The organism is Kitasatospora xanthocidica (assembly GCF_014656195.1).
GTDB classification, from domain to species: Bacteria; Actinomycetota; Actinomycetes; order Streptomycetales; family Streptomycetaceae; genus Kitasatospora; species Kitasatospora xanthocidica.
The window spans coordinates 49,511-73,591 of the sequence record NZ_BNBY01000009.1; the positions used below are offsets into that span (position 1 = coordinate 49,511).

At 74.7% G+C, this 24,081-nt stretch carries 24 protein-coding genes and 2 pseudogenes; 13 read left to right on the top strand and 13 right to left on the bottom strand.

What is annotated here, in order from left to right; all coding sequences use genetic code 11:
- Positions 1-64 precede the first annotated feature (64 nt).
- The gene (locus IE332_RS18160) at positions 65-1,108 is read left to right on the top strand and encodes a pseudouridine-5'-phosphate glycosidase (RefSeq protein WP_189917415.1); all 1,044 of its coding nucleotides are present in this window, start codon (positions 65-67) and stop codon (positions 1,106-1,108) included.
- Between the two features lie 3 nt (positions 1,109-1,111).
- Positions 1,112-2,059 carry a carbohydrate kinase family protein gene (locus tag IE332_RS18165; protein WP_189917417.1) on the top strand — a complete coding sequence of 316 codons (948 nt, stop codon included), beginning with the start codon at positions 1,112-1,114 and terminating at the stop codon, positions 2,057-2,059.
- 28 nt (positions 2,060-2,087) lie between these two features.
- Here IE332_RS18165 and polX read toward each other — a convergent pair whose 3' ends face one another.
- Together polX and IE332_RS18175 are read right to left on the bottom strand one after the other, a co-directional pair.
- Positions 2,088-3,815: a DNA polymerase/3'-5' exonuclease PolX gene (gene polX / locus IE332_RS18170; protein ID WP_189917419.1), complete on the bottom strand. Its 1,728-nt coding sequence runs from the start codon at positions 3,813-3,815 to the stop codon at positions 2,088-2,090.
- Positions 3,816-3,928: 113 nt separating this feature from the next.
- Complete coding sequence (locus IE332_RS18175) at positions 3,929-4,690, bottom strand: histidine kinase (RefSeq protein WP_189917421.1); 762 nt, start codon at positions 4,688-4,690, stop codon at positions 3,929-3,931.
- A 273-nt stretch (positions 4,691-4,963) separates the two neighbouring features.
- Here IE332_RS18175 and IE332_RS18180 point away from each other — a divergent pair, with 273 nt between their 5' ends.
- Together IE332_RS18180 and IE332_RS18185 are read left to right on the top strand one after the other, a co-directional pair.
- Positions 4,964-5,665 (top strand): ArsR/SmtB family transcription factor, encoded by a 702-nt coding sequence (locus IE332_RS18180; RefSeq protein ID WP_189917423.1) that lies wholly within the window; start codon positions 4,964-4,966, stop codon positions 5,663-5,665.
- A complete protein-coding gene (locus IE332_RS18185) occupies positions 5,662-7,035 on the top strand; it encodes an MFS transporter (protein ID WP_189917425.1) in 1,374 nt (457 codons plus the stop codon). Before IE332_RS18180 ends, IE332_RS18185 begins: the two co-directional genes overlap by 4 nt.
- Positions 7,036-7,054: 19 nt before the next feature.
- Here IE332_RS18185 and IE332_RS18190 read toward each other — a convergent pair whose 3' ends face one another.
- Both IE332_RS18190 and IE332_RS18195 read right to left on the bottom strand, forming a co-directional pair.
- The gene (locus IE332_RS18190; RefSeq protein ID WP_189917427.1) at positions 7,055-7,717 is read right to left on the bottom strand and encodes a DUF6629 family protein; all 663 of its coding nucleotides are present in this window, start codon (positions 7,715-7,717) and stop codon (positions 7,055-7,057) included.
- Positions 7,718-7,916: 199 nt separating this feature from the next.
- Positions 7,917-8,756, bottom strand: a pseudogene (locus tag IE332_RS18195) (DMT family transporter); the annotation flags it as partial.
- 318 nt (positions 8,757-9,074) lie between these two features.
- Between IE332_RS18195 and IE332_RS18200 the strand changes: the two are divergent.
- From IE332_RS18200 to IE332_RS42570, 3 genes and pseudogenes are all read left to right on the top strand, one after another.
- Positions 9,075-9,338 carry a dsRBD fold-containing protein gene (locus IE332_RS18200; RefSeq protein WP_189917431.1) on the top strand — a complete coding sequence of 88 codons (264 nt, stop codon included), beginning with the start codon at positions 9,075-9,077 and terminating at the stop codon, positions 9,336-9,338.
- 164 nt (positions 9,339-9,502) lie between these two features.
- A complete protein-coding gene (locus IE332_RS18205; protein WP_189917433.1) occupies positions 9,503-10,054 on the top strand; it encodes a DUF1707 SHOCT-like domain-containing protein in 552 nt (183 codons plus the stop codon).
- 88 nt (positions 10,055-10,142) lie between these two features.
- Positions 10,143-10,271, top strand: a pseudogene (locus IE332_RS42570) (IS982 family transposase); the annotation flags it as partial.
- Positions 10,272-10,307: 36 nt separating this feature from the next.
- On the opposite strand, the gene IE332_RS18210 reads toward IE332_RS42570, so the two are convergent.
- Positions 10,308-11,162 carry an alpha/beta fold hydrolase gene (locus IE332_RS18210; protein WP_189917435.1) on the bottom strand — a complete coding sequence of 285 codons (855 nt, stop codon included), beginning with the start codon at positions 11,160-11,162 and terminating at the stop codon, positions 10,308-10,310.
- Positions 11,163-11,333: 171 nt separating this feature from the next.
- On the opposite strand from IE332_RS18210, the gene IE332_RS18215 reads away from it, so the two are divergent.
- The gene (locus tag IE332_RS18215) at positions 11,334-11,798 is read left to right on the top strand and encodes a MarR family winged helix-turn-helix transcriptional regulator (protein WP_189917906.1); all 465 of its coding nucleotides are present in this window, start codon (positions 11,334-11,336) and stop codon (positions 11,796-11,798) included.
- Between the two features lie 30 nt (positions 11,799-11,828).
- On the opposite strand, the gene IE332_RS18220 is transcribed toward IE332_RS18215, so the two are convergent.
- Positions 11,829-12,755, bottom strand: a complete 927-nt coding sequence (locus IE332_RS18220; protein ID WP_189917437.1) for an AEC family transporter — start codon at positions 12,753-12,755, stop codon at positions 11,829-11,831.
- A 370-nt stretch (positions 12,756-13,125) separates the two neighbouring features.
- Here IE332_RS18220 and IE332_RS18225 point away from each other — a divergent pair, with 370 nt between their 5' ends.
- A complete protein-coding gene (locus tag IE332_RS18225; RefSeq protein ID WP_189917908.1) occupies positions 13,126-13,569 on the top strand; it encodes an HD domain-containing protein in 444 nt (147 codons plus the stop codon).
- 166 nt (positions 13,570-13,735) lie between these two features.
- On the opposite strand, the gene IE332_RS18230 is transcribed toward IE332_RS18225, so the two are convergent.
- Positions 13,736-14,110: an aggregation-promoting factor C-terminal-like domain-containing protein gene (locus IE332_RS18230; protein WP_229928701.1), complete on the bottom strand. Its 375-nt coding sequence runs from the start codon at positions 14,108-14,110 to the stop codon at positions 13,736-13,738.
- A gap of 584 nt (positions 14,111-14,694) precedes the next feature.
- On the bottom strand, positions 14,695-16,332 hold the full coding sequence (locus tag IE332_RS18235) for a carboxyl transferase domain-containing protein (RefSeq protein ID WP_189917441.1): 1,638 nt from the start codon (positions 16,330-16,332) through the stop codon (positions 14,695-14,697).
- Between the two features lie 294 nt (positions 16,333-16,626).
- Here IE332_RS18235 and IE332_RS18240 point away from each other — a divergent pair, with 294 nt between their 5' ends.
- Positions 16,627-17,019 (top strand): ribonuclease, encoded by a 393-nt coding sequence (locus tag IE332_RS18240; RefSeq protein WP_189917444.1) that lies wholly within the window; start codon positions 16,627-16,629, stop codon positions 17,017-17,019.
- Between the two features lie 217 nt (positions 17,020-17,236).
- On the opposite strand, the gene IE332_RS18245 is transcribed toward IE332_RS18240, so the two are convergent.
- Positions 17,237-18,055 (bottom strand): MOSC domain-containing protein, encoded by an 819-nt coding sequence (locus tag IE332_RS18245; RefSeq protein ID WP_189917446.1) that lies wholly within the window; start codon positions 18,053-18,055, stop codon positions 17,237-17,239.
- 156 nt (positions 18,056-18,211) lie between these two features.
- On the opposite strand from IE332_RS18245, the gene IE332_RS18250 reads away from it, so the two are divergent.
- Complete coding sequence (locus IE332_RS18250; protein WP_189917448.1) at positions 18,212-18,892, top strand: TetR/AcrR family transcriptional regulator; 681 nt, start codon at positions 18,212-18,214, stop codon at positions 18,890-18,892.
- Between the two features lie 224 nt (positions 18,893-19,116).
- Complete coding sequence (locus IE332_RS18255) at positions 19,117-19,641, top strand: universal stress protein (RefSeq protein WP_189917450.1); 525 nt, start codon at positions 19,117-19,119, stop codon at positions 19,639-19,641.
- A gap of 57 nt (positions 19,642-19,698) precedes the next feature.
- Here the strand turns inward: IE332_RS18255 and IE332_RS18260 are convergent, their stop codons facing one another.
- The 3 genes from IE332_RS18260 to IE332_RS18270 all read right to left on the bottom strand — a co-directional run bounded on the left by IE332_RS18260 (position 19,699) and on the right by IE332_RS18270 (position 22,425).
- Positions 19,699-20,409: an alpha/beta hydrolase family protein gene (locus IE332_RS18260; RefSeq protein ID WP_189917452.1), complete on the bottom strand. Its 711-nt coding sequence runs from the start codon at positions 20,407-20,409 to the stop codon at positions 19,699-19,701.
- Between the two features lie 178 nt (positions 20,410-20,587).
- Positions 20,588-21,502, bottom strand: coding sequence for an aldo/keto reductase (locus IE332_RS18265; protein ID WP_189917454.1), 915 nt, complete (start codon positions 21,500-21,502; stop codon positions 20,588-20,590).
- Positions 21,499-22,425 carry an NAD-dependent epimerase/dehydratase family protein gene (locus IE332_RS18270; protein ID WP_189917456.1) on the bottom strand — a complete coding sequence of 309 codons (927 nt, stop codon included), beginning with the start codon at positions 22,423-22,425 and terminating at the stop codon, positions 21,499-21,501. The genes IE332_RS18265 and IE332_RS18270 overlap by 4 nt, the downstream gene beginning before the upstream one ends.
- A 45-nt stretch (positions 22,426-22,470) precedes the next feature.
- Here IE332_RS18270 and IE332_RS18275 point away from each other — a divergent pair, with 45 nt between their 5' ends.
- The gene (locus IE332_RS18275; RefSeq protein ID WP_189917458.1) at positions 22,471-23,010 is read left to right on the top strand and encodes an Lrp/AsnC family transcriptional regulator; all 540 of its coding nucleotides are present in this window, start codon (positions 22,471-22,473) and stop codon (positions 23,008-23,010) included.
- A gap of 49 nt (positions 23,011-23,059) precedes the next feature.
- Here the strand turns inward: IE332_RS18275 and IE332_RS18280 are convergent, their stop codons facing one another.
- The gene (locus tag IE332_RS18280; RefSeq protein ID WP_189917461.1) at positions 23,060-23,866 is read right to left on the bottom strand and encodes an IclR family transcriptional regulator; all 807 of its coding nucleotides are present in this window, start codon (positions 23,864-23,866) and stop codon (positions 23,060-23,062) included.
- Between the last annotated feature and the right edge of the window lie 215 nt (positions 23,867-24,081).

A 24,081-nucleotide genomic window follows, 5' to 3' on the forward strand; every position in this document is an offset into this window, starting at 1 on the left:
AACCCTCCATACGCTGATCAGCACGTTGCCCCGCCGCAGTGGCATCTCACAGAGAGTTCGCGACATGACCGGACTGCCGCCCAGCACCCCCGCCGCCTTCTCCGCCGCCTCCGCCCCCGGCTCCTCCGCCGGTCCGGCCGCTCCCGCCGTCCACGTCGCCGAGGAGGTCCTGCGGGCCCTCGCCGACGGCCGGCCCGTGGTCGCCCTGGAGTCGACCATCTTCACCCACGGCCTGCCGCGCCCGCGCAACCTGGCGGTCGCGCTGGAAGCGGAGCGGCAGCTGCGGGAGGCGGGCGTCGTCCCGGCGACCATCGGCGTGCACGCCGGGGTCCCGACGGTCGGCCTCACCACCGAGCAGATCACCGAACTCTCCGCCATCGACGGCCTGGACAAGGTCAGCCTGCGCGACCTGCCGGTGGTCGCCGCGCTCGGCCGGCACGGCGGCACCACCGTCGCGGCCACCGCCTTCCTGGCCCACCGCGCGGGCATCCGGGTCTTCTCCACCGGCGGCCTCGGCGGCGTCCACTTCGGCGCCTCCGAGAGCTTCGACGAGTCGGCCGACACGACCACCCTGGCCGCCACCCCGGTCACCGTGATCAGCGCCGGCGTGAAGTCGATCCTCGACATCCGGGCCACCCTGGAGCGCTTCGAGACCTTCAACATCCCGGTCATCGGCTACCGCACCCGCAAGTACCCCGGCTTCTACGTCACCGACTCCGGCCACGAGATCAACTTCAGCGTCGAGTCGCCCGAGGAGGCCGCGAAGGTCATCGACGCCCGCGACCGGCTCGGCCTGCCGCAGGCCGTCCTGATCGCCAACCCGGTCGACCCGGCCAAGCAGCTGCCGCCGGAGGAGCTGGACGGCATCCTGGCCCGCGCCTGGGCCGAGGCCGAGCGCCAGGGCATCACCGGCAACGCCGCCACCCCCTTCCTGCTCGACCACATCCAGCGGGACACCGGCGGCCGCAGCCTGGAGGTCAACGTCGAGGTCTACCGCGGCAACGTCCGGCTCGGGGGCGAGATCGCCATCGCGCTGGCCGCCGCCGCTGCCGCTGCTTCCGCCGGTGGGCCGGCCGGCCGTAACTCCGCCGCGCAGACCGGGGCCTGAGCCGTGCTGGGGGTGCTCGGCGACCTCGTCGAGGACATCGTGGTCTGGGTCGACGGCCCGTTGCGGCACGGCACCGACTCCGGCGCCCGGGTCTTCCGGCGGCGCGGCGGCAGCGCGGCCAACGTCGCCTGCTTCGCGGCCGACCGGTACCCGGTCCGCTTCCTCGGCTGCGTCGGCGAGGACGCGGTCGGGGACGGCCTGGTCGCCGAACTGGGCGGCCACGGCGTCGACGTACGGGTCTCCCGGCGCGGACGGACCGGCAGCGTGGTGGTGCTGATCGACCGGGAGGGCGAGCGGACCATGCTGCCCGACCGGGGCGCCGCCACGCTGCTGGAGCGCGTCCCGGACTCCTGGCTGGCCGGACTGACCCACCTGCACGTTCCCGCCTACTCCTTCGACGGCGAGCCGGTCGGCGCCACGGCGGTGGACGCGCTCGCCCGGGTCCGGCGGACGGGCGGGACCACCTCGGTGGACGCCTCCTCGACCGGCATGCTGGAGCAGTTCGGACGGGAGCGCTTCCTCGCCCTGCTGGCCGAGTTGGCGCCCACCTTCCTGTTCGCCAACCGCTCCGAGTCCGCCTTCCTCGGACTGCTGGCGGACGGCCTGCCCGGGCCGGAACGCGCCCGGCTGGCGGCCACCACGGTGGTCACCAAGGCCGGCGCCGAGGCGACCACCGTGGACGTGCCCGGCGAGGGGCTGTTCACGGTGCCGGTGCCGCCGGTGGCGGAGGTGCGCGACCTCACCGGGGCCGGGGACGCCTTCGCGGCGGGGTTCCTGGCCGCGTTCCTGGACGGCGGTGGCCCGGCCGGCGGGGGCGCGAATGGCGGAAGCCTGGACGGCGGGGGCGCGGACGGCGGGGACCTGCTGCGGCTGGCGGCCGCGCTCGGCCACCGCAGCGCGGCCCGGGTGCTGGCCTCGCCGGGGGCCTCCTGCGGGGAGGCCACTGTGTGACGAGGGCGCCGAGGGACGCCCGGTGCGCTCAGCGCAGGGCGTCCTTGCGCAGGAAGCGCTTCAGCTTCTGCCACGGCCAGGTGTTGATCACGTCCTCGGCAGTGAGCCACCCGCGCTGCGCCGTGCCGATGCCGAAGCGCGGGTAGGCGAGCTGCGGCGTGGCGTGGGCGTCGCTGTCGACGCTGAACCGCACGCCGTGCCGCCTGGCCCGCAGGATGTCCTCGTCGCGCAGGTCGAGCCGTTGCGGGGAGCTGTTGACCTCGATCGCGGTGCCGGTGCGCGCGGCGGCCTCGAACACCGCGTCGAGGTCGACGTCGATCGGACCGCGGCTGCCGATCCGCCGGGTGGTCAGGTGGCCGATGACGTGCACGTACGGGTTCTCGCAGGCGCGGATCAGCCGGCGGGTCTGGGCGGCGCGGTCGAGGGTGAAGTGCGAGTGCACCGAGGCCACGCAGACGTCGAAGCCGGCCAGGAACCCGGGCGGCCAGTCCACGCCGCCGTCCGGGCCGATGTTCAGCTCGGTGCCGTGCAGCAGCCGCATCCTCTTGTGCCGGTCGGCGAGTCCGCGCAGCCGCTCGCGCTGGGCCAGGATCTTCTCGTCGGTCATCCGCTGCATCACCAGGTCCGGCGCGTGGTCGGTGACGGCGAAGTAGGAGTAGCCCCGGGCGGCCGCAGTGTCGATCATCTCCTCCAGGGTGGCCAGCCCGTCGGTCAGGTCGGTGTGCGTGTGCAGGTCGCCGCGCAGGTCGGACTCCTGGACGAGGTCCGGGAGTTCGCCGTTCAGGGCGGCCTCGATCTCGCCCCGGTCCTCGCGCAGCGGCGGTGCGATCCACGGCAGGCCGAGTGCCGCGTACACCTCGTCCTCGGTTCGGGAGACCACCTTGGCGCCGCCGTCCACCTCGAACAGCCCGTACTCGGAGAGCTTCAGCCCGGCCCGTACGGCCATCGTGCGCAGCTTGATGTTGTGCGCCTTCGAGCCGGTGAAGTAGACCAGCGCCGCGCCCCAGTCCTCCTCCGGGACGACCCGCAGGTCCACCTGGACGCCCCGGTCGGTGCGCACCGAGGTCTTGGTCGTCCCGCTGCCGATCACCTCGGCCACGTACGGGAGTCCGGTGAGCGCGGCCATCAGCGGGGCGGAGTCCTCGGCGGTCGCGAGCACGTCGATGTCGCCCACCGTCTCGCGCATCCGGCGCAGCGAACCGGCGTACGCGCAGCGGGTGCAGCCGGGGACGGCGGAGAGCGCGGCGACCAGCTGCTCGGCCAGCTCGGTGGCGGCGTCCAGCAGGGTCCGGCCGCCGGACTGCCGCACCAGCTCGATGCCGTGCAGGATCTTCTCGCCGCTGCGCTCGCCGAAGCCGGCCAGGCCGGACAGCCGGTCGGCGCGGACCGCCTCGGCGAGTTCGTCCACCGAGGTGATGCCGAGGTCGCGGTAGAGGGCCAGGGCGCGCTTCGGGCCGACGCCGGGGACGGCCGTCATCTCCCGCACGCCGGCCGGGATCTCGGCGCGCAGGGCCTCCAGGGCGGTGATCCTCCCGGCGGAGAGGTACTCGGCGATCTTCTCGGCGGTGGACTTCCCGACGCCGGGGATCTTCTGCAGGCCCTTGACGTCCAGGCCGGCCAGGTCCTCGGGGTGGCCGCCCACCGCGCGGGCGGCCTTCTCGTAGGCGCGGGCCCGGAAGGCGTCCCCGCCGGTGATGTTGATCAGGTCGGCGTACTCCTGGAGCAGCTCCCTGACCTGGTCGTTGAGCCGGGGCATGGGGCAAGTCTAGGTTCGGCGGGGCGGGTCCGCCGGGTGTGCGGCGTCCGGCGCGGGGTCTTTGATGTGGGGCCCGCGGCGGGGCTGTCGTGGAGCCTGCCGCGGGGGCCCGGTCATTCGTGGGCGACGGTCAGCAGCAGCACCACGGTCAGGCCGCCGCCGGGGGTGGACTCGACCGCGAGCCGGCCGCCGGCCGTCAGGACCAGGCTGTGCAGGGCCGGGCCCGCCGGGCTGTCGGAGCGGATGCCGGCGAGCAGCCACTCGCGGGCCTCGGGCAGCACGTGGGCGCCCCGGTCGGAGATCCGGATCTCCACCCGGCCGCGGCCCCGCCCGCCGTACCGGCCGTCCTCGCGCGCGGGGCCCCGGCCGACGCCCGGGCCCCGGGCCGCGGACGCCCGGCCCGGCGAGCGCCAGACGGACGGGCCGGCCGCCACGTCGGCGCGGACCAGGACCCGGCCACCGGGCGGGTTGCGGCGGATCGCGTGGTCGACCAGCCCGGCGAGGGCGGCCTCCAGCCGTCGGGCGTCCCCGGCCACCACGGGCAGCCCGGGCGCCATCCGGACGGTGACGGCCGCCGACCGGCCGCCGCCGCGCACCACCCGGCGGACCACGTCGGCCACCTGGACGTGCCGGGCCGTCGGCTCGCAGCCGGCCTCCCGTCCGGTCCACCGCAGCCGCTCCAGCTCCGTCCGGGAGAGCGCCCTGGGCGCGGCCATGGTGCCGGACTGGAACGGCGCGAGGCCCTCCTCGCCCTCGGCGGTGGCCGGCCCGCCCGCCCGTCCGGTGCCGGTCCTGCGCCCGGTGCCCCCCGTGCCGCCGAAGGCCGCGATCGCTCGGGCCCCCGACGTGACGTAGCCCCAGAGACTGCGTGTCATCGCCCTGCCCCTCGTGCCCCACCGGCGGCCGTCATCGGTTCCGCGGCCGACCGGGGCGGGCCGCTTCCCTGGCCCTCCTGCCAGCGTGCGCCTCACCCGGCCGGGTGACAATCCCGCTCCCGGTCGCGAAGCCGGCCCCGGCCCCCGCCGAGCGGCCGGTCGCGCACCCGCCGACCGGCGGGGCGGCGCCCGTGACCAGGGGCGGACGGACCGCAGAGAAGTCTTCGCGAAAAATCCTTTGCAAAGGACTCTTTGCGGTTCTACGCTCCTGCCATGACCGAGAACCGCGGCTGGAAGCACAGTGACGACCCGGACACCGCCATCACCGCCCGGGGGATGCGGGCGATGGCGCACCCCGTGCGCATGCAGCTGGTCGGGCTGCTGCGCAAGCACGGCCCGTCCACGGCGACGAAGCTCGCCGCGCGGCTCGGGCTCAACTCCGGAGCCACCAGCTACCACCTGCGCCAGCTCGCCGCCGCGGGCTTCGTCGAGGAGGACCCGGAGCGCGGCAACGCCCGTGAGCGCTGGTGGCGTTCGGCCCAGCGGCTCACCGTCTGGACGGTGGACGACATGGCGGACGAGGACACGGACACGGCCGTCGGCTTCCTGCGGTCCGTCCTGGCCGCACACACCCTGACCAGCCGGCGCACGCTGGACGCTTTCGAGACCATGCCGCGGGAGTGGCGCCGGGTGACGGACCTGAGCCACCTGATCCTGCAGCTCACGCCCGCCGAGGCCGAGCAGCTGTCCGGCGAGCTGTCCGAGGTCCTCGGCCGCTACCGCCGGATCGACGTCGACCGGCCGGCTCCGGAGGGCACCGAGCAGGTCTCCGTGATCGTCCACGTCCTGCCGGACCCGAGCACCACCATCACCGAGGGGGAGACCGCATGCACGGAGGGGGAGAGCGCACACGCGGAGGGGGAAAGCGCGTGCGCCGAGGGGGAGACGGCACACACCGAGGGGGAGACCGGATGACCGCCGCCGCCGTCGAGCCGCCCGTGCGCAGCTTCCGGCCGCTGGCCGGGGTGCTGACCGCCACGGCCGTCTCCATCACCGGGACGCGTGTCTCGGCCATCGCCCTGCCCTGGTTCGTCCTGGCCACCACCGGCAGCGCCACCATGACCGGCCTGGTCGCCTTCGCCGAGATGGCGCCGTACGTGCTGGTCAAGGCCCTGACCGGGCCGGTGGTCGACCGGCTCGGGCCGCGGGCGGTGTCCTGGACGACGGACGCGGTCAGCGCCGCCGCGGCCGGGCTGGTGCCGCTGCTGCACGCGCGGGGGCTGCTCCCGTTCTGGGTGCTGCTGGTGATGGTCGCGGTGATCGGCGCGATGCGCGGCCCGGGGGACCTGGCCAAGTCGGTCATGGTCCCGGAGGCCGCGGACCACGCCCGGGTGCCGCTGGAGCGCGCCACCGGGCTGTCGGGGGTCACCGAGCGGCTGGCCTCCACCATCGGCCCGGCCGCCGGCGGAGGGCTGGTCGCGCTGCTGGGCCCACTGGCCGGGCTGGCGGTCAACGCGGCCACCTTCGCCCTCGGTTCGCTGATCATCGCGGTCGCGCTGCCGCGCGGCATGGGGCGCCCGGTGGTGGCCGGCGGGCCGGTCGATGGGGCGGCCGACGGGTCGGCCGTGCCGTCGCCCACGGGGGAGGGGCAGGACGGCGGTTACTGGCGGATGTTCCGTGAGGGCTTCACCTTCCTGCGGTCCGAGCCGCTGCTGCTCGCGGTGATCGTGATGGTGGGCGTCACCAACCTGCTCGACGCCGGCTTCTCCACCGTCCTGGTCCCGGTCTGGGCCCGGGAGTCCGGCAACGGCCCGGCCGCCATCGGCCTGACCGCCGGTGTCATGGGCGCCACGGCGGTGGTCGGCAGCCTGATCGCGGCGGCCGTCGCGTCCCGACTGCCCCGCCGGACGGTCTTCTTCGTCGGCTTCCTGCTGTGCGGTGCGCCCCGCTTCCTGGTGCTCGCGCTCGGGGCGCCGATGTGGGTGGTGCTCACGGTCTTCGCGATCGGCGGCTTCGGCTCCGGCTTCCTCAACCCGATCCTCGGCGCGGTGCTGTTCGAGCGGGTGCCCCGCCGGCTGCTCGGCCGCGTCCACGCCCTCGGCGACTCCCTGGCCTGGGCCGGGATCCCGCTCGGAGGCTTGGTCGCGGGCGCGTCGGTCGCCCTGTTCGGGCTGATACCCAGCCTGCTGGCGGCCGGTGGCGTCTACTTCGCGACCACCTCGCTGGCCGGCCTCCGGTCCGAGTGGCGAGAGATGGACCGCCTCCGGGGCCGCGCGGGCGGCGCGGCCGCCGATGGTCCGCCGACCGCGGAGACCGAGCGGGAGCCGGCTGCGGCGCGCGGGTAGCAACCGTCGGCCGGGCCGTTCATCTCAGCGGTTCGGCGGCCCCGGAGACGGCTGGGCGGCCCGCCCACCGGAGCAGCAGGAGACTGGCCACGGCGGCGAGGGCGCACCAGGTGGAGACGAAGGCGAGGCGCCAGACCAGGGCGCAGACGAGGGCGCCCACGGCGGTGACGAGCCCCAGGTGCCGGAGCAGACGGTCGCCGCTCACGAGGAGGGAGCCGATGGTGGCCAGGAGGTAGCCGCTCAGGAGAAGGGCCGGGTGCGGGACGCCGATGGCGTAGCCCAGGGTGTGGCCCCGCTCAGTGGCCGTCACCGGACGCGCGGCGACGGCCACGGCCAGCGGGACGGCGACGGCCGCGCCGAGCAGGGCGAGCCCGGCGAGCACACGCCGACGCGGCCCGGCGGTCGCGCACCACACCGAGGCCGGGACGAGCACGGGCAGCAGCGGAAGGGCGATCACCGCCCAGGCGGTGCGGGCCGCGTCGGCGAGGGCGTCGGGCAGCCCACCGTCCGTACCGAGCCAGACCAGCGCCTCGATCAGCTGGTGCAGCCCCAGGACCAGGGGGAGCGCGGCCAGCGGCAAGCGCTCCGGCCGGCCAGCCCGGTGGGCGCGGACCAGGCAGGCCACACCGACGGCCGCGACCACCCCGCCGGCCACGGCGTCCGCCTGTGCGCTCCAGCACATCGGGGCGCTAGCCGGGCCGCTGCCGGCCGCCGTCGGGGTCGCCGTCGGGCGGGCCGTCCTCAGGGCCGTCCTCAGGGCCGTCCTCGTTCTCGGTGCCGGACCCGTCCCCGACCCCTTCCCCAGCCCCGACCCCGACCCCTTCCCCGGACCCGTCCTCCGGCGCTGCCCCGATGCTCTCCAGGGTGTCGCGGACGGTGCCGGGCATGGCGGGGTGGCGGCCGATCACGATCACCCCGATCACGATGGCCAGCAGCCCGGCCGACTGCCAGGCCAGCGCGCCCGGGGTCACCCGCAGCCGGTCGCCGAGGAAGCCGACCGCGCAGGCGATCCCGGCCAGCGGCTGGGCGGCGGTCAGCGCCGGCAGCGACATCCGCAGCGGCGCGGCCTCGAAGGCGCTCTGCACCAGCAGCAGTCCGACCACCCCCGCCACGATCACCGCGTACGGCTGCCAGCTGCGCAGCACCGGCCCCAGCCCCTCGTGGTCCAGCCGCAGGGTGGTGGTCCGGGTGAGCGCGTCCTGGAGGCCGTAGAGCAGTCCGGCGGCGAGCGCCAGCAGGGTGGCCTCCTCGAACAGCGGCAGCCGTCGCGCCAGCGAGACCAGCAGCACGACCAGTCCGACCACCGTGCCGACCACCAGCCAGTGCCGCAGTTCCCCGGCGGGGGCCCCGCCCCCGGTCGGCTTCCCGGCCACGATGAACGCCGTCACCCCGAGCCCCAGCAACAGCACCCCGGCCCAGCCGGAGCGGCCCAGGGTCTGGCGGGTCAGCACCCGGGAGAGGGCCATCGCGAAGAGCAGGTTGGTGGCCAGCAGCGGTTCGACCAGGGACACCTCACCCTTGTTCAGGGCGAGCGCGGAGAGGATCAGACCGCTCACCATGAACCCGGTGCCGAGCAGCCACTGCGGCATCCGCATCAGGTCCAGCAGCAGGCGCCAGTGCAGCAGATCGGCACGGGGGGCCCGCTGCGCCGCGTGCTGCTGGAGGACGAAGCCGAGTCCCAGACAGCAGGCCGCGCTGAGGGCGAGGAGGAAGACCACCACGGAGGGACCACCAGGTTGTCGCTGCCCGCGCCGCGCCGACGAGTCCGAGGTGGGCGGCGGTCGCGGCCGCTCCCGTCAGCGTACCGCCGGGGCGGCGCCCGGGCCGATCGGACGGGACGGCCGGAGCTCGGCCGGAGCTCGGCCGGACCTTGGCCGGACCTTCGCCAGGGGCGGACCCGGGCCGCCCCGCCGGGTGCCGTCCGCCGCGCTTGCCGCCACGGGCGGGGCAGGCGCACGCTGGTGTGAGCGGCCGCCACGGGTCACCGTCCGTGCCGGTCCGGACAAGGCGCGACGGGGGCCGGCGCCAGGAGGTGTGGCATGCACAACCAGTGGGACGTGGAGCTGACATTCAACGAGGACGGCGTGCACACGGCGTGCGACGCCAGGTTGACCGGCGCGCGGGCGCCGGGCCTGAGCGCGCACGGCGAGGCCGTGAAGAGCGCCGAGGACCGTCCGCTCGCCAGGATCGGCGAGGAGGTCGCGGCCTCCCGCGCCCTGGAGGAGCTGTCCCGCAAGCTGCGGGCCCAGGCCACCGGGGAGATCGACGACGAAGGGCGCCGCCCGGGCTACCTGGTCTACTGACGGACGGATCCGCCTCCGACTCCACCTCCGCCTCCACCGGCACAGGCCGGGCCAGGCCGGGCCGGTCGCCGCGTCGTACTGCCGGGCGGGGGCGGGCAGTTGGGCCGTACCGGGCGCGGCGCCCGGGTGTTCTGCGGCGCCGACCGCGCCCGTACAGTGGGGTGATGACCTCTCCGTCGAAACGCCCGCCGCGCCAGCCGCGCCCGATCGCCGAGGGGGAGCGCGAGGCTGCCGTGACGCGCCTTCAGCAGGCCTACGCCGAAGGGCACATCACGCACGAGGAGATGGAGCTCCGGCTGCACGAGCTGCTGACCGCCGGCACGCGCGGCGACCTGGCGCGGGTCCTGGACACCCTGCCGGAGGAGGAACCGGGCCCGACGTCCGTGATCTCCGCCGCCACCGGACGGATCCGGCGCGGCGGGGCCTGGACGGTCCCCCGGACGCTCAGGATCGAGTCCGCGATGGGGCGGGTACGGCTGGACCTGTCCCGGGCGGTCATCGAGCATCCGGTGATCGACATCGAGCTGAGCCTGGGCACCGGCGGGGCCGCCATCACGGTGCCACGCGACGCCGTCGTGGACATCGAGGGCCTGACGACGGGCTGGAAGACCACGCTCTACCGTCCCCGGCACCCCACCCGCCCCGGCGGACCGACGATCCGGTTCAGCGGCGCCATCGGGTTCGGCCGGGTACGGATCCGCCACGCCTGGCGCTGAACAGCCACACCTGGACGGGCGGTTCCGATACCGGCTGGGATCGCCGGTTCTGCTTCGAGCCTGCCGGAAGGGTGTCCGGCACCGGGTTATGACGACCGAAGGGCCGGACACCCTCCTGACGTCACTCTACGAGCAGATCGATGATCACCTGCCTCGAACGCGCTGGTCGGGGCGCTCGCCCCGGTCGACCGACGCCGAACTGCTCTGCCTGGCCGTGGCCGGGTCAGGTGCAGGCGACGAGGGGGCTCGGGCCCTACGCGAGGAAGTCGACGAGGCGCCGGTTGACCTCGGGGGCGGCGGCCGTCGGCAGGTCGTGGTGGGTGGCGTCCGGGAGGACGGCGACCTCGGCGGAGGGGAGGGCGCGGCGGGCGGCGTCGGCGATCCGGGCGGGGTCGTGGGTGCGGCTGCGGGCGGCGAGGAGGGTGAGGACGGGGGCGGTGAGGGTGCGGAGGCGGGCGGGGGTGGGGCGGGGGCCGGTGACGACGCGGGAGGCGGGGAAGTCGGCGTAGCCGAGGGCGTAGAGCTCGCGCCAGTCGGGGTCGAGGTGGTGTCCGCCGCCGGTCTCCCAGTCGAGGTAGGCGCGGGCGCGGGCCGGGGTGCGGCCGGGGAGGAAGAGCGGGAGCGCGCGCAGCAGGTAGCCGGGGCGGAAGCCGGCGAAGCACTGGGTGGGGTCGAGCAGGGCGAGCCGGCGGACCCGGCCGGGGGCGTGCAGGGCGTACTCCAGGGCGATCCAGCCGCCGTACGAGTGGCCGCAGAGGTCGGCCTCGGTGACGGACAGTCCGTCGAGGACGGCGTCCAACCAGCCGAGCAGCCCGGGGACGCCGTCGAGTGCGGCGCCGTCGTGGACGCTGCGCCCGGGGTCGCCGATCAGGTCGACGGCGAGGACGCGGTGTCCGGCCCCGGCAAGGGCGGCGGCGTTGGCGGCCCACATGGTGGAGGTGGCGCCGCCGCCGTGGAGGAGGACGAGGGGGCGTCCGTCCCGTGGGCCGCAGGCGTTGATCCGGGTGGTGCCGTGGTCGGTGCGGACGGTGAGGGCCTCGACCGGGACGGGCCAGCGCGCCAGCAGGGCGTCGTAGGCGGCCAGGAAGGGGGCGGTGCGGGCGGACATGACGGGCCTCCGCGGGTGTGGTGTGATGGCGCGCGGAAACACTCGCCCACCATGCATCTCGTTCGGCAAGTATCTCGCTGAACGAGAGAATAACGGGACGGGCGTGATCGAGGAAGCGCCATCGAGGAAGCCATCGAGGAGGGCCGACGGGTGTCCGAGGTTGAGGAGCCGATGCGGCTGGTGCACCTGCTGCGCGGGCTGACGGTCGAACTGGATCTGTTCGGGGCCGAGTTCGCGTCCCGCAACGGTCTGCACCCGACCGATCTGCGGGCGCTGATCCATCTGCTGGACGCCGCCCGAGCGGGCGAGGTGGTCACCCCGGGGCGGCTCGGCGAGGCGCTGCACCTGAACTCGGCCGGCACCACCGGCCTGGTGGACCGGCTGGAGCGGCTCGGGCTGATCCGTCGCGAGCGCGACCCGCAGGACCGGCGCCGGGTGCGGCTGCTGGTCGAGGAGCGGGCGATGGAACTGGGCCAGGGCTTCTTCGGCGGGCTGATCGGGGACCTGCTGGCGGCGATGGGGCGGTTCGAGCCGGGGGAGCTGGCCGTGGCCCGGCGCTTCCTGGAGGCGATGGCCGAGGTGGTGGCCACCGCCCGGCAGCAGGAGCGAGCGGGGGCGGAAGCTGGCAAGAAGTAGGCGAGAAGCAGGCGGGAAGCGGGCGAGGGGCTACGCCGGCCCGAGGGTCCAGCTGATCACCGACAGCGTCGCCATCGACACCAGCGTCGACCAGAGCACCGCGTCCCGGGCGAGCAGTGTGCCCTGCGCGTACTCGCGGGCGTAGGTGTACACGTTCTGCGCGGTGGGCAGTGCGGAGAACAGGACGACGGTGAGGAGCTGGTGGGCCGGCAGGTGGAGCAGCGGGCCGGCGACGGCGAAGGCGGCGAGCGGCTGGACCAGGGTCTTGAGGGCGACGGTCAGGCCGACCTCGGCGCGGCGCGAACGGCCGTCCGCCGGCGGGCGGTTGTGCAGCGAGATGCCGAGGGCGATCAGGGCGGTCGGCACGCCGGCACCGCCGAGCAGCTCGCAGGAACGATTCAGCTCGGTGGGCAGGTGCACCCCGGTCGCGGAGACGACGGCGCCGAGCGCGGTGGCGAGCAGGATCGGGTTGCGCACCGGCAGGGTGAGCAGGGCCCGGCGGCCGGCCGCGCCGCTGTCCAGCACGGCGAGGACGGCGGGCGTGACCAGCAGCATCTGGAACAGCACCACGGGGGCCACGAAGGAGGCGTCACCGAGCACCTGCATGGTCACCGGGATGCCCAGGTTCGCGGAGTTGACGTACCCCGAGGCCATCGCGCCGATGGCCAGTTCGCCGCGCTTGCGGTCGAAGAACACGCGTCCGGCGAGCAGTCCGAGTCCGGTCGCTATCGCGGTGCCGGCGGCGAAGGCCGCGATCGAGGGGTTGGCGAACCGGTCCAGCGGGGTGCGGGAGATCATCAGGAAGAGCGCGGCCGGCATCGCCACGTGGAAGACGAACCGGTTGAGCACCGCCTCGGCGTGCGGCCCGAGCAGCCCGGTGCGGCCGACGACGTAACCGACTCCGGTGAGCGCCCAGATCGGGGCGAAGCCGGACAGCAGAGGATGCAGGGATGGCATGGTTCCTCGGATCGCTCGGACGAGTCTGCCGGGTGCGGCAGGGGTTTCCGCCGGGGGCGTCAACTCCCTGGCTGGTGAACCCTCGAAGCCGTGAACCCCCGGGGCAGTAAACCAGTGACCGTCCACGCGCTGATCACGGGCCTACGATGAGCCGAGGGGGAGGCGACGGACGAACCGGGGGAAGCCCGTGGTCGGACCGCTGGACCAGGTGATGGATCAACCGATGGACGAACCGATGGACGAACCGATGGACGAACCGAGGGGTGGGCCGGTGGACGATCCGGCGCGGGAGCAGCGGGAGCAGCGGGAGCAGCGGGAGCAGCGGGAGCAGCGGGACGAGCCGGGCGGCGGGCCGACGGCGGACGGGTTCCTGAGCCTGTCCGAGGTGGAGGCGATCGCCCGCCGCGCCCACCGGGGACAGGTGGACAAGAACGGCCACCCGTACGGCGAGCACATCGCGGCGGTCGCGCACGGGACGGCCGCGCGGGGCGGCAGCGCGGCGCAGATCGCGGCGGGCTGGCTGCACGACACCGTCGAGGACGACCGGCTGAGCCGGGAGTGGCTGGCGGCGGCCGCGCTGCCCGAGGAGACCAAGGCGATCGTGGACGCGCTCACCCGGCGCTCCGGGGAACCGGTCGAGGAGTACGCGGCGCGCATCCTGGCCACGCCCGGCGCCCTGCTGGTCAAGCGCGCCGACCTGGCCCACAACTCCGACCCGGCCCGGCTGGCCGTGCTGGACCGGGCGACCGCCGAGCGGCTGGCCGCGAAGTACGCGCGGATGCGCGAGCTGCTGGGGCTGACGGGCGAGCCGTAGGCCGGGAGGTGCGGGCGGGTCGGCGGTGGAAACCACGAGAGGGCCCGGGCCACGCGGATCGCGCGGGTCCGGGCCCTCTCGGGCACCCCGGTGGTCCCTGTCCGACCCCGGGGTGAGGGGGAGTGGTCAGGGGGCGGGAGGGGATACGTGGGCCGACGGGGCCGGCTTAGTACCAGTGGTGGTTCTGCCAGAAGGCCCAGGCGGCGTTCGGGCTGCCGTAGCGGGAGTTCATGTAGTCCAGCGCCCACTTGATCTGGGTGCTGGGGTTGGTCTGCCAGTCCGCGCCGGCCGAGGCCATCTTGGAGCCCGGCAGCGCCTGGGCCAGGCCGTACGCGCCCGAGCTCGGGTTGGTCGCGGTCACGTTCCAGCTGGACTCGTGCGAGATGATCTGGCTGAACGAGGCCAGCTGGTTCGCCGGGACGATCTGGGCGGCGATCGCCTGCGGGGAGGCGGTGGCGGCGTTCGCGGTGGCGGGCAGGACACCGGCGCCCAGGGCGGTCAGACCGGCGGCGCCGGCGAGAATCGCGGCCGAAGTACGCATACGGAGCTTGAAAGCGGGCATGAAGAACAAGACCTCAATCAGGTTGGGCCGGGTCGCGCCCCGCCCAGGACCCACGGCCGGACAGGGGCCAATGCGGTCACGGGGTGCGACTCGGCAGTAAGCCGTTCACCGGCGGGACAGGAGCCGGTGCGGCTGACGACTGAGCCATTGTTGCCAGACCGGATCGGCCGTCGCCAAGACCCCCTCGTTACGACCGGCGGTCGTACGGCGCGCGGTCGCCGTGGATTCGAAGGGCCGGTCGCGCGAAGCGCGCCGACCCGTTCTGACCTGCGCGAACATGGGCTACGGGGGGCCAGGGGCGGCCCCGCACCGCGCGGCGGGGACTACTACGGACCGTCGTGGACGCCGATTCCGTGTGAGCGCACTCACCGTTTGAGCCGTTCGGGCCGTCACCCGCCGGTCCGGGGGAGGAACTTTGGGTACAGACGATCAACGCGGTGGGTGAGACCGGGGCCACGCCCTGCGACCCCTCGGGGGAGTGGTCGACCGGTGGACAGCCGGTGGACGGCCGGGTGTCGGTCGGCGAGCGGTCGGCAGGCGGCCGGTGGCCGGTCAGTGGCCGGTCAGCGGAGGTCGCCCAGCCGCCGGTGGCGGACGGCCCTGGCGGCGAGCCGGTCCGCGTCGGGCGTCGCGGTGAGGGCGCCGAGCGCCGCACCGACCGCCCGGCCGAGCCGGGCGCAGAAGGCCTCCGGTTCGTCGGCGGCGTCCGGCAGCTCCGGGATCACCTCGTCCACGAGGCCGACCTCCGCCAGGTGGTGCGCCCCGATGCCCTGCGCCCGGGCCAGCTCGGCGGCGTGCCCGCCGTCCCGGTGGACGATCGCCGAGGCCCCCTCGGGCGGCAGCGGCGCCAGCCAGGCGTGTCCGGCGGCGAGCACCCGGTCGGCCGGCAGCAGCGCGAGCGCGCCCCCTCCCGAACCCTGGCCGAGCAGCACCGCCAGCACGGGGGTGCGCAGCGCGAGCAGGGTGGTCAGGCAGTGCGCGATCTCCACCGCGACGCCCTCCCGCTCGGCCCCGGCGGACAGCTCGGCGCCGGCCGTGTCCACCACGGTGACCAGCGGCAGTCCGAGCTGCTCGGCCAGGCCGGCGGAGCGCCGGACCGCCCGCAGGTCGGCGGCGGTGAAGGGGCGCTCGTGCTCCGGGGTCTGCCGCTGCTGGCCGACGACCAGGACGGGCCGGCCGCCGAGCACGGCGAGCGCGCGGACCAGGGCACCGCCGCGTCCGCCGGGGGCGTCCAGCAAGACCAGCTCTTCGGCGGTGTGCCGCAGGAACTCGCGGGTGCCCGGACGGTCCGGACGGCGGGTGCGGAGCACGGAGTCCCAGGCGTCGGGGGCGGCCGGCTCGGTGGAGGGGGCGCTGACAGAGGTGGAGGACGTGGAAGGGGTGTCGGTGACAGGGGCTGCCGTCGGAGCGTCGGCCGGTGGCGTCGTGCCGAGGACGGCGAGCGTGCGGCGGACCAGCTCGCGCAGCTCCTGCGGCGGTACGACGGCGTCCACCAGTCCCTGCTCGGCCAGCGTCTCGGCCCGCTGGACGTCCGGCGGCAGCTCCACGCCGCGCAACTCCTCGTACACGCGCGGGCCGAGGAAGCCGAGCCGGGCGCCCGGCTCGGCGAGGACCAGTTGGCCGAGGGTGCCCCAGGAGGCGAAGACCCCGCCCATGGTGGGGTTGCGCAGATAGGTGAGGTAGGGGAGACCGGCCGCGCGGTGGGCCTGGACGGCGGCGGTGATGCGCAGCATGCAGAGGAAGGCCGCGGAGCCCTCCTGCATCCGGGTGCCGCCCGAGACCGGCAGGGCGAGCAGCGGCAGGCGTTCGGCGGTGGCGCGCTCGACGGCCCGGGTGATCCGTTCGGCGGTCGCGACGCCGATCGAGCCGCCGAGGAAGCCGAACTCGGAGGCGACCAGGGCGACCGGCCGGCCGTCGATCAGGCCGCGGCCGGTGAGGACGGCCTCGTCCAGGCCGGTGCGGGCGCGGGCCCGGTCGAGCGAGGCGCGGTAGCCGGGGTCGGCGGGCGGGCCCGGGGTCGGCTCGTCCCAGCCGTGGAAGCTGCCGGGGTCGACGAGCAGGCCGATCAGCTGGTGCGCGGTCAGCGCGGTGGAGGGCCTGGCGACTCCGGCGGTCCCGGCGGCCTCGGGGGCTTTCCGGGCCGTGGGGTGCGGTGTCGCGGTCGGTGCCGTCCGTGCGCCGTCGTCGTCGTTCGCAGCCATGTCGTCCACCCCGTCAGAGCTCGTTCCGGCCCATCATGATCCGTCACTCTATGCGGCGCGCTCCGGGCGCGGCGAGGGCCTGAGGGGCGGAGGAGGGCGGCTCCGAGGCTAGTTCGACGACGGTCGATCCTTGTGTCGTCCGGACGGTTCGTGGACGGCGTCGGCGAGTGGGCGGGGAGGGGCGGCGGGGGTCGAAGTACGCGCCAAGTCCTGCTAGGTAAAGGGGAGTTACTCACTGGTTAACATTTGGATGGAGGGCTTCCGGATTTGACCGTGTCTCGCCAGACTGGGGACATGTCTCGCACTCTACGCGCGTGGAAGTCCCGCGCTGCCGCCGTCACCGCCGTCGCCCTGATGACCCTCGCGCCGCTCGCCGTCACCACGGAGGCGCACGCCACCGTGAGCGGAACGGTCTGCCTCTCCGCGCTCCCGCCGGAGGCCGGCGACACCCTCGACCTCATCGCCTCCGACGGGCCGTTCCCCTACTCCCAGGACGGCGTGGTGTTCCGGAACAGCGAGCGCGTCCTGCCCAGCCAGTTCTCCGGGTACTACCACGAGTACACCGTCGTCACCCCGGGCTCCCGGACCCGCGGGGCCCGCCGGATCGTGACCGGTCAGGGCAACCAGGAGGACTACTACACCGGCGACCACTACGCCACGTTCTCCCTGATCGACCAGGGCTGCTGACCACCCCGGCACGACGGCGGCCCCGGCACACTTCCCCACCGGGGCCGCCACCGCCCCCGTCGACCCGTCGCACCCGCCGACCCGTCGACGGTTCGATCCACCGCACCCGCCGATCCACCGCACCCGCTGACCCGCCGACCCGTCGACGGTTCGATCCACCGCACCCGCCGATCCACCGCACCCGCTGACCCGCCGACCAGTCGACGGGCCGGCGGGCTCACAGCTCGGACGGCCCCCAGGCGCTCACCGACAGCTCGTCCCCGACCCGCAGCGAGCCCGGCCGCAGCACGGAGAACTTGCTGCCGAACGCGACCCCGCCCGCCGCGGCCCGGCGGTACCGGGCCAGCGTGCGCAGCGGCTCCGGCCCGGCCTTGGCCCCGCTGGACTGGTCCACCATCGTCACCGCGCAGCGGATCGCCAGCTTGGTGTAGCCCAGTTCGGCGCCGCCCACCGTGAGGCGCCGGACCAGGTCCTCGGTGTGCGGCTCCGGCCAGCCGTCCACCACCAGGTTCGGGCGGAACCGGTCCACGGACAGCGCGGCGGCACCCGACAGCTCGTTGAAGCGGTCCAGCGTGGCACGCGACAGCAGGTGCACGGCGCTGCTGTCGGCGTAGCCGGAGGTGCCCGGGGTCAGACCGTCGGTCACCCGGTCGTGCTCCGGGGGCACCCGGACCAGCCGACTGGGCACGCCCAGCACCTCCGAGAACCAGTCCGCCGCCTCCTTCCCCTGGTCGATGCCCAGGAACGGTGCGCCGAACAGCCGCACCTCGCGGCGCGGACCCTCGGTGTCCACCGCGACCGTCAGCGGCTCCACCCCCGCGGCGGCCAGCGCCAGCACCTGGCCGCCCTCCAGCACCACCGGGCGGACGGCGGCCAGCAGCGGGTCCCGGCGCTGGGAACGGAACACGCCGAGCTCGTCCACCACCATGAACTCCCGGTCATGGGCCAGCCCCGCCGGCGTCAGCTCCGCCCGCGCCGCCGACACCCCGCCGCACCCCTTCACCGGGTAGTACCGCAGCTCCGTCACCGTGGCCATGAATTCCCCCGCCCCCGTCGATCTTTCCGGACCCGATCGATCCGTAGGGTAGTTGAGCGGTCCACTCGCCCCGCGCGGGACCCCGCTCGACCACCGCGACCGGGCCGGTCAGGTCGTCGGCGGTCCACCCGCCCCGCGCTTGCTAGGGTCGGACGCATGGCACCGAGCAGCGCGAACCCTCCGGGACGGCTCCGGCGAGACGCGCAGCGCAACCGGGACCTGCTGCTCGCCGCCGCCCGCGACATGTTCTCCCGGAACGGCCTGGACGTGCCGCTGGACCAGATCGCCAAGGAGGCCGGCGTCGGCAACGCCACCCTCTACCGGCACTTCCCGACCCGCGAGGCACTCATCGGCGAAGTGTTCGCGGACGCCGGAGCCGGCCTGGCCGCCGCGGGAGAAGAGGCCCTCGCCACCGACGACGCCTGGACCGGCCTCGAACGGTACTTCGGCCGGATCTTCGAACTCGTCGCCGCCGACCGGGGCGTCAACGACCTGGTCACCCAGGCCATCCCGGCCATCCCCGGCATGCTGGAGATCAGCCGGCAGCACGCCACCACCGTCGGCACCCTCATCGCCCGCGCCCAGGACCAGGGCACCATGCGGCGCGACGTGGTCACCATGGACCTGCTGTTCCTCCTCGGCCCGCTCTGCCGCGCCCTGCCCGCCGCCACCGAAATCCGCCCCGACCTCTGGCGCCGCTACCTCGCCCTCCTCCTGGACGGCTTCCGCGCCCGGGCCGCCCACCCGCTGCCGGTCCCGCCGATCGGCGAGGAACACCTCGACCGGATGTTCGCGGACCTCTGGGAAGCGGAGACACCGGCGACCCCCGAGGGCTGAGCAGGGCTGCGAAGGGCCGAGCAGAGAAAGGCTGAGCAGGGCTGAGAGCGGCGGCCTCCCGGCATCAGGGACGCGTACGGAACACCCGGCCCCGCGTCAGAGCCCCGTCAACGAGCGGTGGCCGCCCGGCCGTGGGGCGCTTTGCTGGGCCCGACGGTCCGCGGTTCGGCGGTCTGAGGTTCGGCGGGCCGCGACAGCGGCGACAGCAGCGGGAGGGGCGGAGCATGGCGGGCAGCGGTGCGGACGGGAGCCGGATCGTGGTCGGCATCAGCGGCTCGCTGGGCAGCCTCGCCGCCCTCCACCACGCCGTCGCCGAGGCCCGCAGGACCGACACCGAGGTGCTCGCCGTACTCTGCTGGACCCCGCCCGGCGACGAACTCGGCTACCGCCGCACACCCTGCCCGCCGGTGGTCACCGCCGGCCGCGACGCCGCCGTGGCCCGGCTGCGCCAGGCCCTCGACGAGGCCTTCGCCGGCCGGTACGCGGGCGTGCGGCTGAGCTGCCAGGCCGTCCGTGGCGACACCGGCCACTCCCTGGTGCGCTGCGCCGACCGCCCCGGCGACCTGCTCGTCCTCGGCGCCGGCCGCGAACGCGGCCGCCTCGCCCGGCTGGTCCACCCCTCGGTCACCGCCTACTGCGTCCGGCACGCGAGCTGCCCCGTGCTGGCCGTCCCGCGCCCGCCGCTGCAACGCGACCTCGACGCCCTCGAACGCGGCCACGGCCTGCGGGCGCCGGCGGCACGGAACTGACCGGCCGCGCCCGGACCGGCCCCGCCCGGACCGGCCCCGCCCGGACCGGCGGCGTCGCTAGGCCAGTCCCGCCGCCTCGGCGAGGACGGCGGCCGTGCGGCGCCCGGCCGCCACGGTGCCGGCGTCGGTCGCGGGCACGCAGCGTCGGGCCTCGGGGCTGTAGCGGGTCATCACCACGCCCGCGTGGTCGGTGGGGAGTTCGAGTACGGCGGCGGCCGGTACGGCGTCGCCCAGCTCGCGGGTGTGCTCGACGTCCACGATGTCGTCGGCCGTGCCGTGCACCAGCCAGAGCGGGACGGGGGAGGGACTCGCCGCCAGGTGGTCGAGCGGGGCGTCGCCGGTGGTGACGGCCGGGTCGGCGTAGCGCGAGGCGATGCCGACGGCGGCGGTGGGCCGGAGTTCGGCGGGCGTGCTCGGGTGGGTGGCCACCGCGACGGCCTCCCGGCCGCCCCAGGACCAGCCGGCCAGTACGAAACGGGCCGGGTCCCCGCCGAACCCGGAGGCGATGCGGCGTGCCGTGGCGAGGGAGGCGAACAGCTCGGCGGCGCCGCCGTCCGCCCCCTGCGGGTCGAAGTCCGGGACGAGCACCAGCAGTCCCAGCCCGGCGGCCTCCTGGGCCAACGGCCGCAGCACATCCCGCTCGTCCGCCCCGCTGCCGTGCCACAACAGGACGACCGGAGCCGGCCCACCGGCAGCGCCGACCGGCCGGTGGACGTCCAGAAAACGACCGTCGGTATACGGAACGACCTCGGGTTCAGGGCGGGTCATACGGGGTTCGCCTCCGATTCGGTGACTGATCACTGAACTGGTACTGTACTTCTTGTCGCGAGGGAGATGATTCCTCGTCAGGCGTCAGCGGTGCTACCAGAGCACGTCCTACTTTCAGTAGGAAGAGTCCGTGCGATCCGGGCCTGGCGCTCTACTGTCGGACAGGGTCCGGTGCCTTTCACAGGTGCCGGGCCCTGTTCGCGTTCGTCAGGCGGGACAGTTCGTCCTCGGTGAGTGTCAATTCGCCGGCGGCGGCGGAATCGCGGATGGTCTCCGGGCGACTGGAGCCCGGGATCGGGATGGTCACCGGGGAGGTGGCCAGCAGCCAGGCGAGGGCGACGCGTTGCGGGCTGACTCCGCGTTCGGCGGCGACGGCGGCGAACGCTTCGCCGGCTCCGCCGAGTCCGGCGGAGTGGCCGATGCCGCCGAGGGGGCTCCAGGGGAGGAAGGCCAGGCCCAGTTCGGTGCACAGGTCGAGCACCGGCTGGTGTGTGCGGACGGCGGGGGAGTACTCGTTCTGGACCGAGACCAGGGCGTCGCCGAGGATCTCGCGGGCGAGCCGGACCTGGGCGACGTCGACGTTGGAGATGCCGGCCGCGCGGATCTTTCCCGCCTGGTGGAGGTCCCGGATCGCGCCGAGCGAGTCGGCGTACGGGATGTGCCGGTCCGGGTGGTGCAGCTGGTAGAGGCCGATCGCCTCGACGCCGAGGCGGCGCAGTGAGCCCTCGCAGGCGCGCTCGAGGTGGGCCGGGTCGCCGTTGACGGTCCAGGTGCCGTCGCCGGGGCGGCCGCGGCCGCCCTTGGTGGCGATCAGGACGCGGTCGGCGTCCGGGCCGTAGGCGGTGAGGGCCCGGGCGATCAGGTCCTCGTTGTGGCCGTACTCGTCGGCGTGCCAGTGGTAGGAGTCGGCGGTGTCGATCAGGGTGATGCCCGCGTCGAGGGCGGCGTGGACGGTGGCGACGGCGCGGGCCTCGTCCGGGCGGCCCTCGACGGAGAGCGGCATGGCGCCGAGGCCGATCGCGCTGGTCCGGACGGTGCCGAGGAGGCGGGTGGCGGGGTTGGTGGTCGGGCGGATGGCCGGGTCGGTGGTCATGCGGGGAGCTCCTGTCCACGGGTGGCGGCGAGCAGGCCGGGGAGCCAGTCACGGGTGTGCGAGAGGGGGTGGCCGAGCCGCTGGGCGCGGGAATTGTCCATGCCGTAGTAGCGGTCGAAGGAGAACGGCGAGGCCTCTTCGCCGGGGCCGGGTGCGGCCGTGCGGTAGGGGCGGCCGGCCGCGATGAGGTCGCAGAGGTCGGTGGCGGTCAGTTCGCCGTGCGAGGAGAGGTTGACCGGGCCGGTGAACTCCTCGGCGGCGGCCCAGGCCAGGAAGGCCGCGGCTTCGGCCTCGTGGGTGTAGGAGGAGGGCAGGTTCCCGGGGTGCACCAGGACGGGCGCGCCGGTCTCGATCCGCTCGGTGTAGTGGGCGAGCCGGCCGGTGAAGTCGCCGGCGCCCAGGACGTGTCCGAGCCGGACGGAGACGAACGGGAACGCCCCGCTGCGGGTCAGCACGGCCTCGGCCTGGCGCTTGCCCTCGCCGTACGAGGTGTCGAGGAACTCCCGGTCGGTCCAGGGGAGTTCCATCCTGACCGGCCATCCGGCCGGGTCGACGGCGGACTCGGCCAGGGGCCGGCCGACGGGGTGCGGTTCACCGGTGCCACCGGTCCCACCGGTGTCGTAGACCTCGATGGTGGAGGTCATCAGGTAGCGGCCGGTCCGCCCGGTGAAGGCGCGGACGGCGAGTTCGGCCTGGCGCGGGGTGTAGCAGACCTGGTCGATCACCGTGTCGAAGTCCCGGCCGGCGAGTGCGGCGGTCAGCGCCTTCTCGTCCGCCCGGTCGGCGACGAGTGCGGTGACGCCGGGGGGTGGCGGCGTCGAGCCCCGGTTGAGCACGCTGACCCGGACTCCGGAGTCGCGCAGTCGGCTGACCAACTGCCGTCCGAAGTACCGGTTTCCCCCGATGACGAGCACGTTTTCCATACCCACAAGTGTTATGGTGCGGCGCGGTTCGATGAAGGGGTGATCATGGGAGTTCAGGCGCTGCGACCGAAAGACCAACGGCAGTCGGGCGGTTCGGCCGACGATTCGTCGGTGGGTGCCCGGGGCGGTGCCGGCGGGGGTCTGGACGCGGTCGACCTGCGGCTGCTGGAGCTGCTCCAGTCGGAGGGCCGGATCACGCTCAGCGAGCTGGGCCGGCGGGTGAACCTCAGCCCGGCCGCGGTCGGGGAGCGGGTGCGCCGGCTGGAGGCGGGCGGCACGATCACCGGGTACGCGGCGCAGGTCGCGCCGGAGCGGCTGGGGTACGGCATCCGGGCCTTCGTCCGGGTCTCGCCGCACGCCCGGATGACGGTGAAGTACCTGCGCAGCCAGGACCTGCTGCACCGGCCGGAGGTGCTGGAGGTGCACCACGTGATCGGTGAGGACTGCTGGGTGTTCAAGGTCGCGGCGCGGGACACCGCGCACCTGGAGGAGCTGATCGAGGTGATCTCGCTGCTGGGACGGACGACGACCTCGGTGATCCTCTCCTCGCCGGTGGACCAGCGGGTGCTGCTGCCCTCGGACTGACGGGGCGCCCCGGCCGGACTGACGGGGGTTCGAAGACGGGCCCGGGGGCTCAGGACGGTTGCCGGTCCGAGCCCAGTTCGCGCGAGATCCGCAGCCCGGCCTGGGCCACGACCGGACCGAGGGCGCGCACCCGGGCGGCCGTCATCCGCGAGGTGAGTCCGGAGACGGAGAGCGCCGCCGTCACCTCGCCGGTGTGGTCGAAGATCGGCGCGGCGACGCAGCGCACCTCGGGCTCGTTCTCCCGGTCGTCGATGGAGTAGCCGCGGGCGCGGATCCGGGCGAGGTCGGCGCGCAGCCGGGTCTCGTCCGCGATGGTCCAGGCGGTCACCGGGCGCAGGCCGGCCGCGACGACCTCGGTGACGGCCTCGTCGGGGAGCCAGGCGAGGATGGCCTTCCCGGTGGCGGTGCAGTAGGCGGGGGCGCGGCTGCCGACCCGGGAGGCCATCCGGACGTTGGTCTCGTCCTCGACCTTGTCCAGGTAGACGATGCCGGGGGCCTGCCAGACGGTCAGGTGGACGGTCTCGCCGGCCTCGCGCTGGAGCCGGCGCAGGTGTTCGGCGGCGACGCTGCGCAGGTCGAGGGTGGTCAGGTAGGCCTGGCCGAGGCGCAGCGAGCCGTGGCCGAGCCGGAACCACCCGGTCTCGCGGTCGCGGTCGAGCAGGTGCTCGTCGAGCAGTGGTCCGGCGAGCCGCAGCACGGTGCTCTTGTTGAGGTCGAGGGCCTCGGCGAGTTGGGCGAGCGGGACGCCGCGCCCGTCGGCGTGGTCGCGGACGTAGCCGAGGACGGCGAGCGCGCGGCGCAGCGAGGAGGACTGGTTGCGTTCGGTCGCGGGCTTCTTGGGTGCCGTCTCCGTCATGGGTCGGGTCCGTTCCCTGGTGGTGTGTTCCCCGGTGGTGTTTCCCGGTGGTGCGTGCCGGTGCCGTGTTCCCCGGTGGTGTTCCGCGGGTGTTCCCCCGCGCGTCGGCGGCGGTTGTCAGAACGTACCCGTTCGAGGCCGTGGCACCGCGTCTTCGATACAACGTTGTGCATTGCAAAACTTTCGTCAACCCCCTCTTGTTGGCGCCGATCGCC

What these genes read in the sequence shown, in the direction of transcription:
- IE332_RS18160 (WP_189917415.1), top strand. Translation starts at nt 65, where the DNA reads ATGACCGGACTGCCGCCCAGCACCCCCGCCGCCTTCTCCGCCGCCTCC.
- polX (WP_189917419.1), bottom strand. Translation starts at nt 3,815, where the DNA reads ATGCCCCGGCTCAACGACCAGGTCAGGGAGCTGCTCCAGGAGTACGCC.
- IE332_RS18175 (WP_189917421.1), bottom strand. Translation starts at nt 4,690, where the DNA reads ATGACACGCAGTCTCTGGGGCTACGTCACGTCGGGGGCCCGAGCGATC.
- IE332_RS18180 (WP_189917423.1), top strand. Translation starts at nt 4,964, where the DNA reads ATGACCGAGAACCGCGGCTGGAAGCACAGTGACGACCCGGACACCGCC.
- IE332_RS18185 (WP_189917425.1), top strand. Translation starts at nt 5,662, where the DNA reads ATGACCGCCGCCGCCGTCGAGCCGCCCGTGCGCAGCTTCCGGCCGCTG.
- IE332_RS18190 (WP_189917427.1), bottom strand. Translation starts at nt 7,717, where the DNA reads ATGTGCTGGAGCGCACAGGCGGACGCCGTGGCCGGCGGGGTGGTCGCG.
- IE332_RS18200 (WP_189917431.1), top strand. Translation starts at nt 9,075, where the DNA reads ATGCACAACCAGTGGGACGTGGAGCTGACATTCAACGAGGACGGCGTG.
- IE332_RS18205 (WP_189917433.1), top strand. Translation starts at nt 9,503, where the DNA reads ATGACCTCTCCGTCGAAACGCCCGCCGCGCCAGCCGCGCCCGATCGCC.
- IE332_RS18210 (WP_189917435.1), bottom strand. Translation starts at nt 11,162, where the DNA reads ATGTCCGCCCGCACCGCCCCCTTCCTGGCCGCCTACGACGCCCTGCTG.
- IE332_RS18215 (WP_189917906.1), top strand. Translation starts at nt 11,334, where the DNA reads ATGCGGCTGGTGCACCTGCTGCGCGGGCTGACGGTCGAACTGGATCTG.
- IE332_RS18220 (WP_189917437.1), bottom strand. Translation starts at nt 12,755, where the DNA reads ATGCCATCCCTGCATCCTCTGCTGTCCGGCTTCGCCCCGATCTGGGCG.
- IE332_RS18230 (WP_229928701.1), bottom strand. Translation starts at nt 14,110, where the DNA reads ATGCGTACTTCGGCCGCGATTCTCGCCGGCGCCGCCGGTCTGACCGCC.
- IE332_RS18235 (WP_189917441.1), bottom strand. Translation starts at nt 16,332, where the DNA reads ATGGCTGCGAACGACGACGACGGCGCACGGACGGCACCGACCGCGACA.
- IE332_RS18240 (WP_189917444.1), top strand. Translation starts at nt 16,627, where the DNA reads ATGTCTCGCACTCTACGCGCGTGGAAGTCCCGCGCTGCCGCCGTCACC.
- IE332_RS18245 (WP_189917446.1), bottom strand. Translation starts at nt 18,055, where the DNA reads ATGGCCACGGTGACGGAGCTGCGGTACTACCCGGTGAAGGGGTGCGGC.
- IE332_RS18250 (WP_189917448.1), top strand. Translation starts at nt 18,212, where the DNA reads ATGGCACCGAGCAGCGCGAACCCTCCGGGACGGCTCCGGCGAGACGCG.
- IE332_RS18255 (WP_189917450.1), top strand. Translation starts at nt 19,117, where the DNA reads ATGGCGGGCAGCGGTGCGGACGGGAGCCGGATCGTGGTCGGCATCAGC.
- IE332_RS18260 (WP_189917452.1), bottom strand. Translation starts at nt 20,409, where the DNA reads ATGACCCGCCCTGAACCCGAGGTCGTTCCGTATACCGACGGTCGTTTT.
- IE332_RS18265 (WP_189917454.1), bottom strand. Translation starts at nt 21,502, where the DNA reads ATGACCACCGACCCGGCCATCCGCCCGACCACCAACCCCGCCACCCGC.
- IE332_RS18270 (WP_189917456.1), bottom strand. Translation starts at nt 22,425, where the DNA reads ATGGAAAACGTGCTCGTCATCGGGGGAAACCGGTACTTCGGACGGCAG.
- IE332_RS18275 (WP_189917458.1), top strand. Translation starts at nt 22,471, where the DNA reads ATGGGAGTTCAGGCGCTGCGACCGAAAGACCAACGGCAGTCGGGCGGT.
- IE332_RS18280 (WP_189917461.1), bottom strand. Translation starts at nt 23,866, where the DNA reads ATGACGGAGACGGCACCCAAGAAGCCCGCGACCGAACGCAACCAGTCC.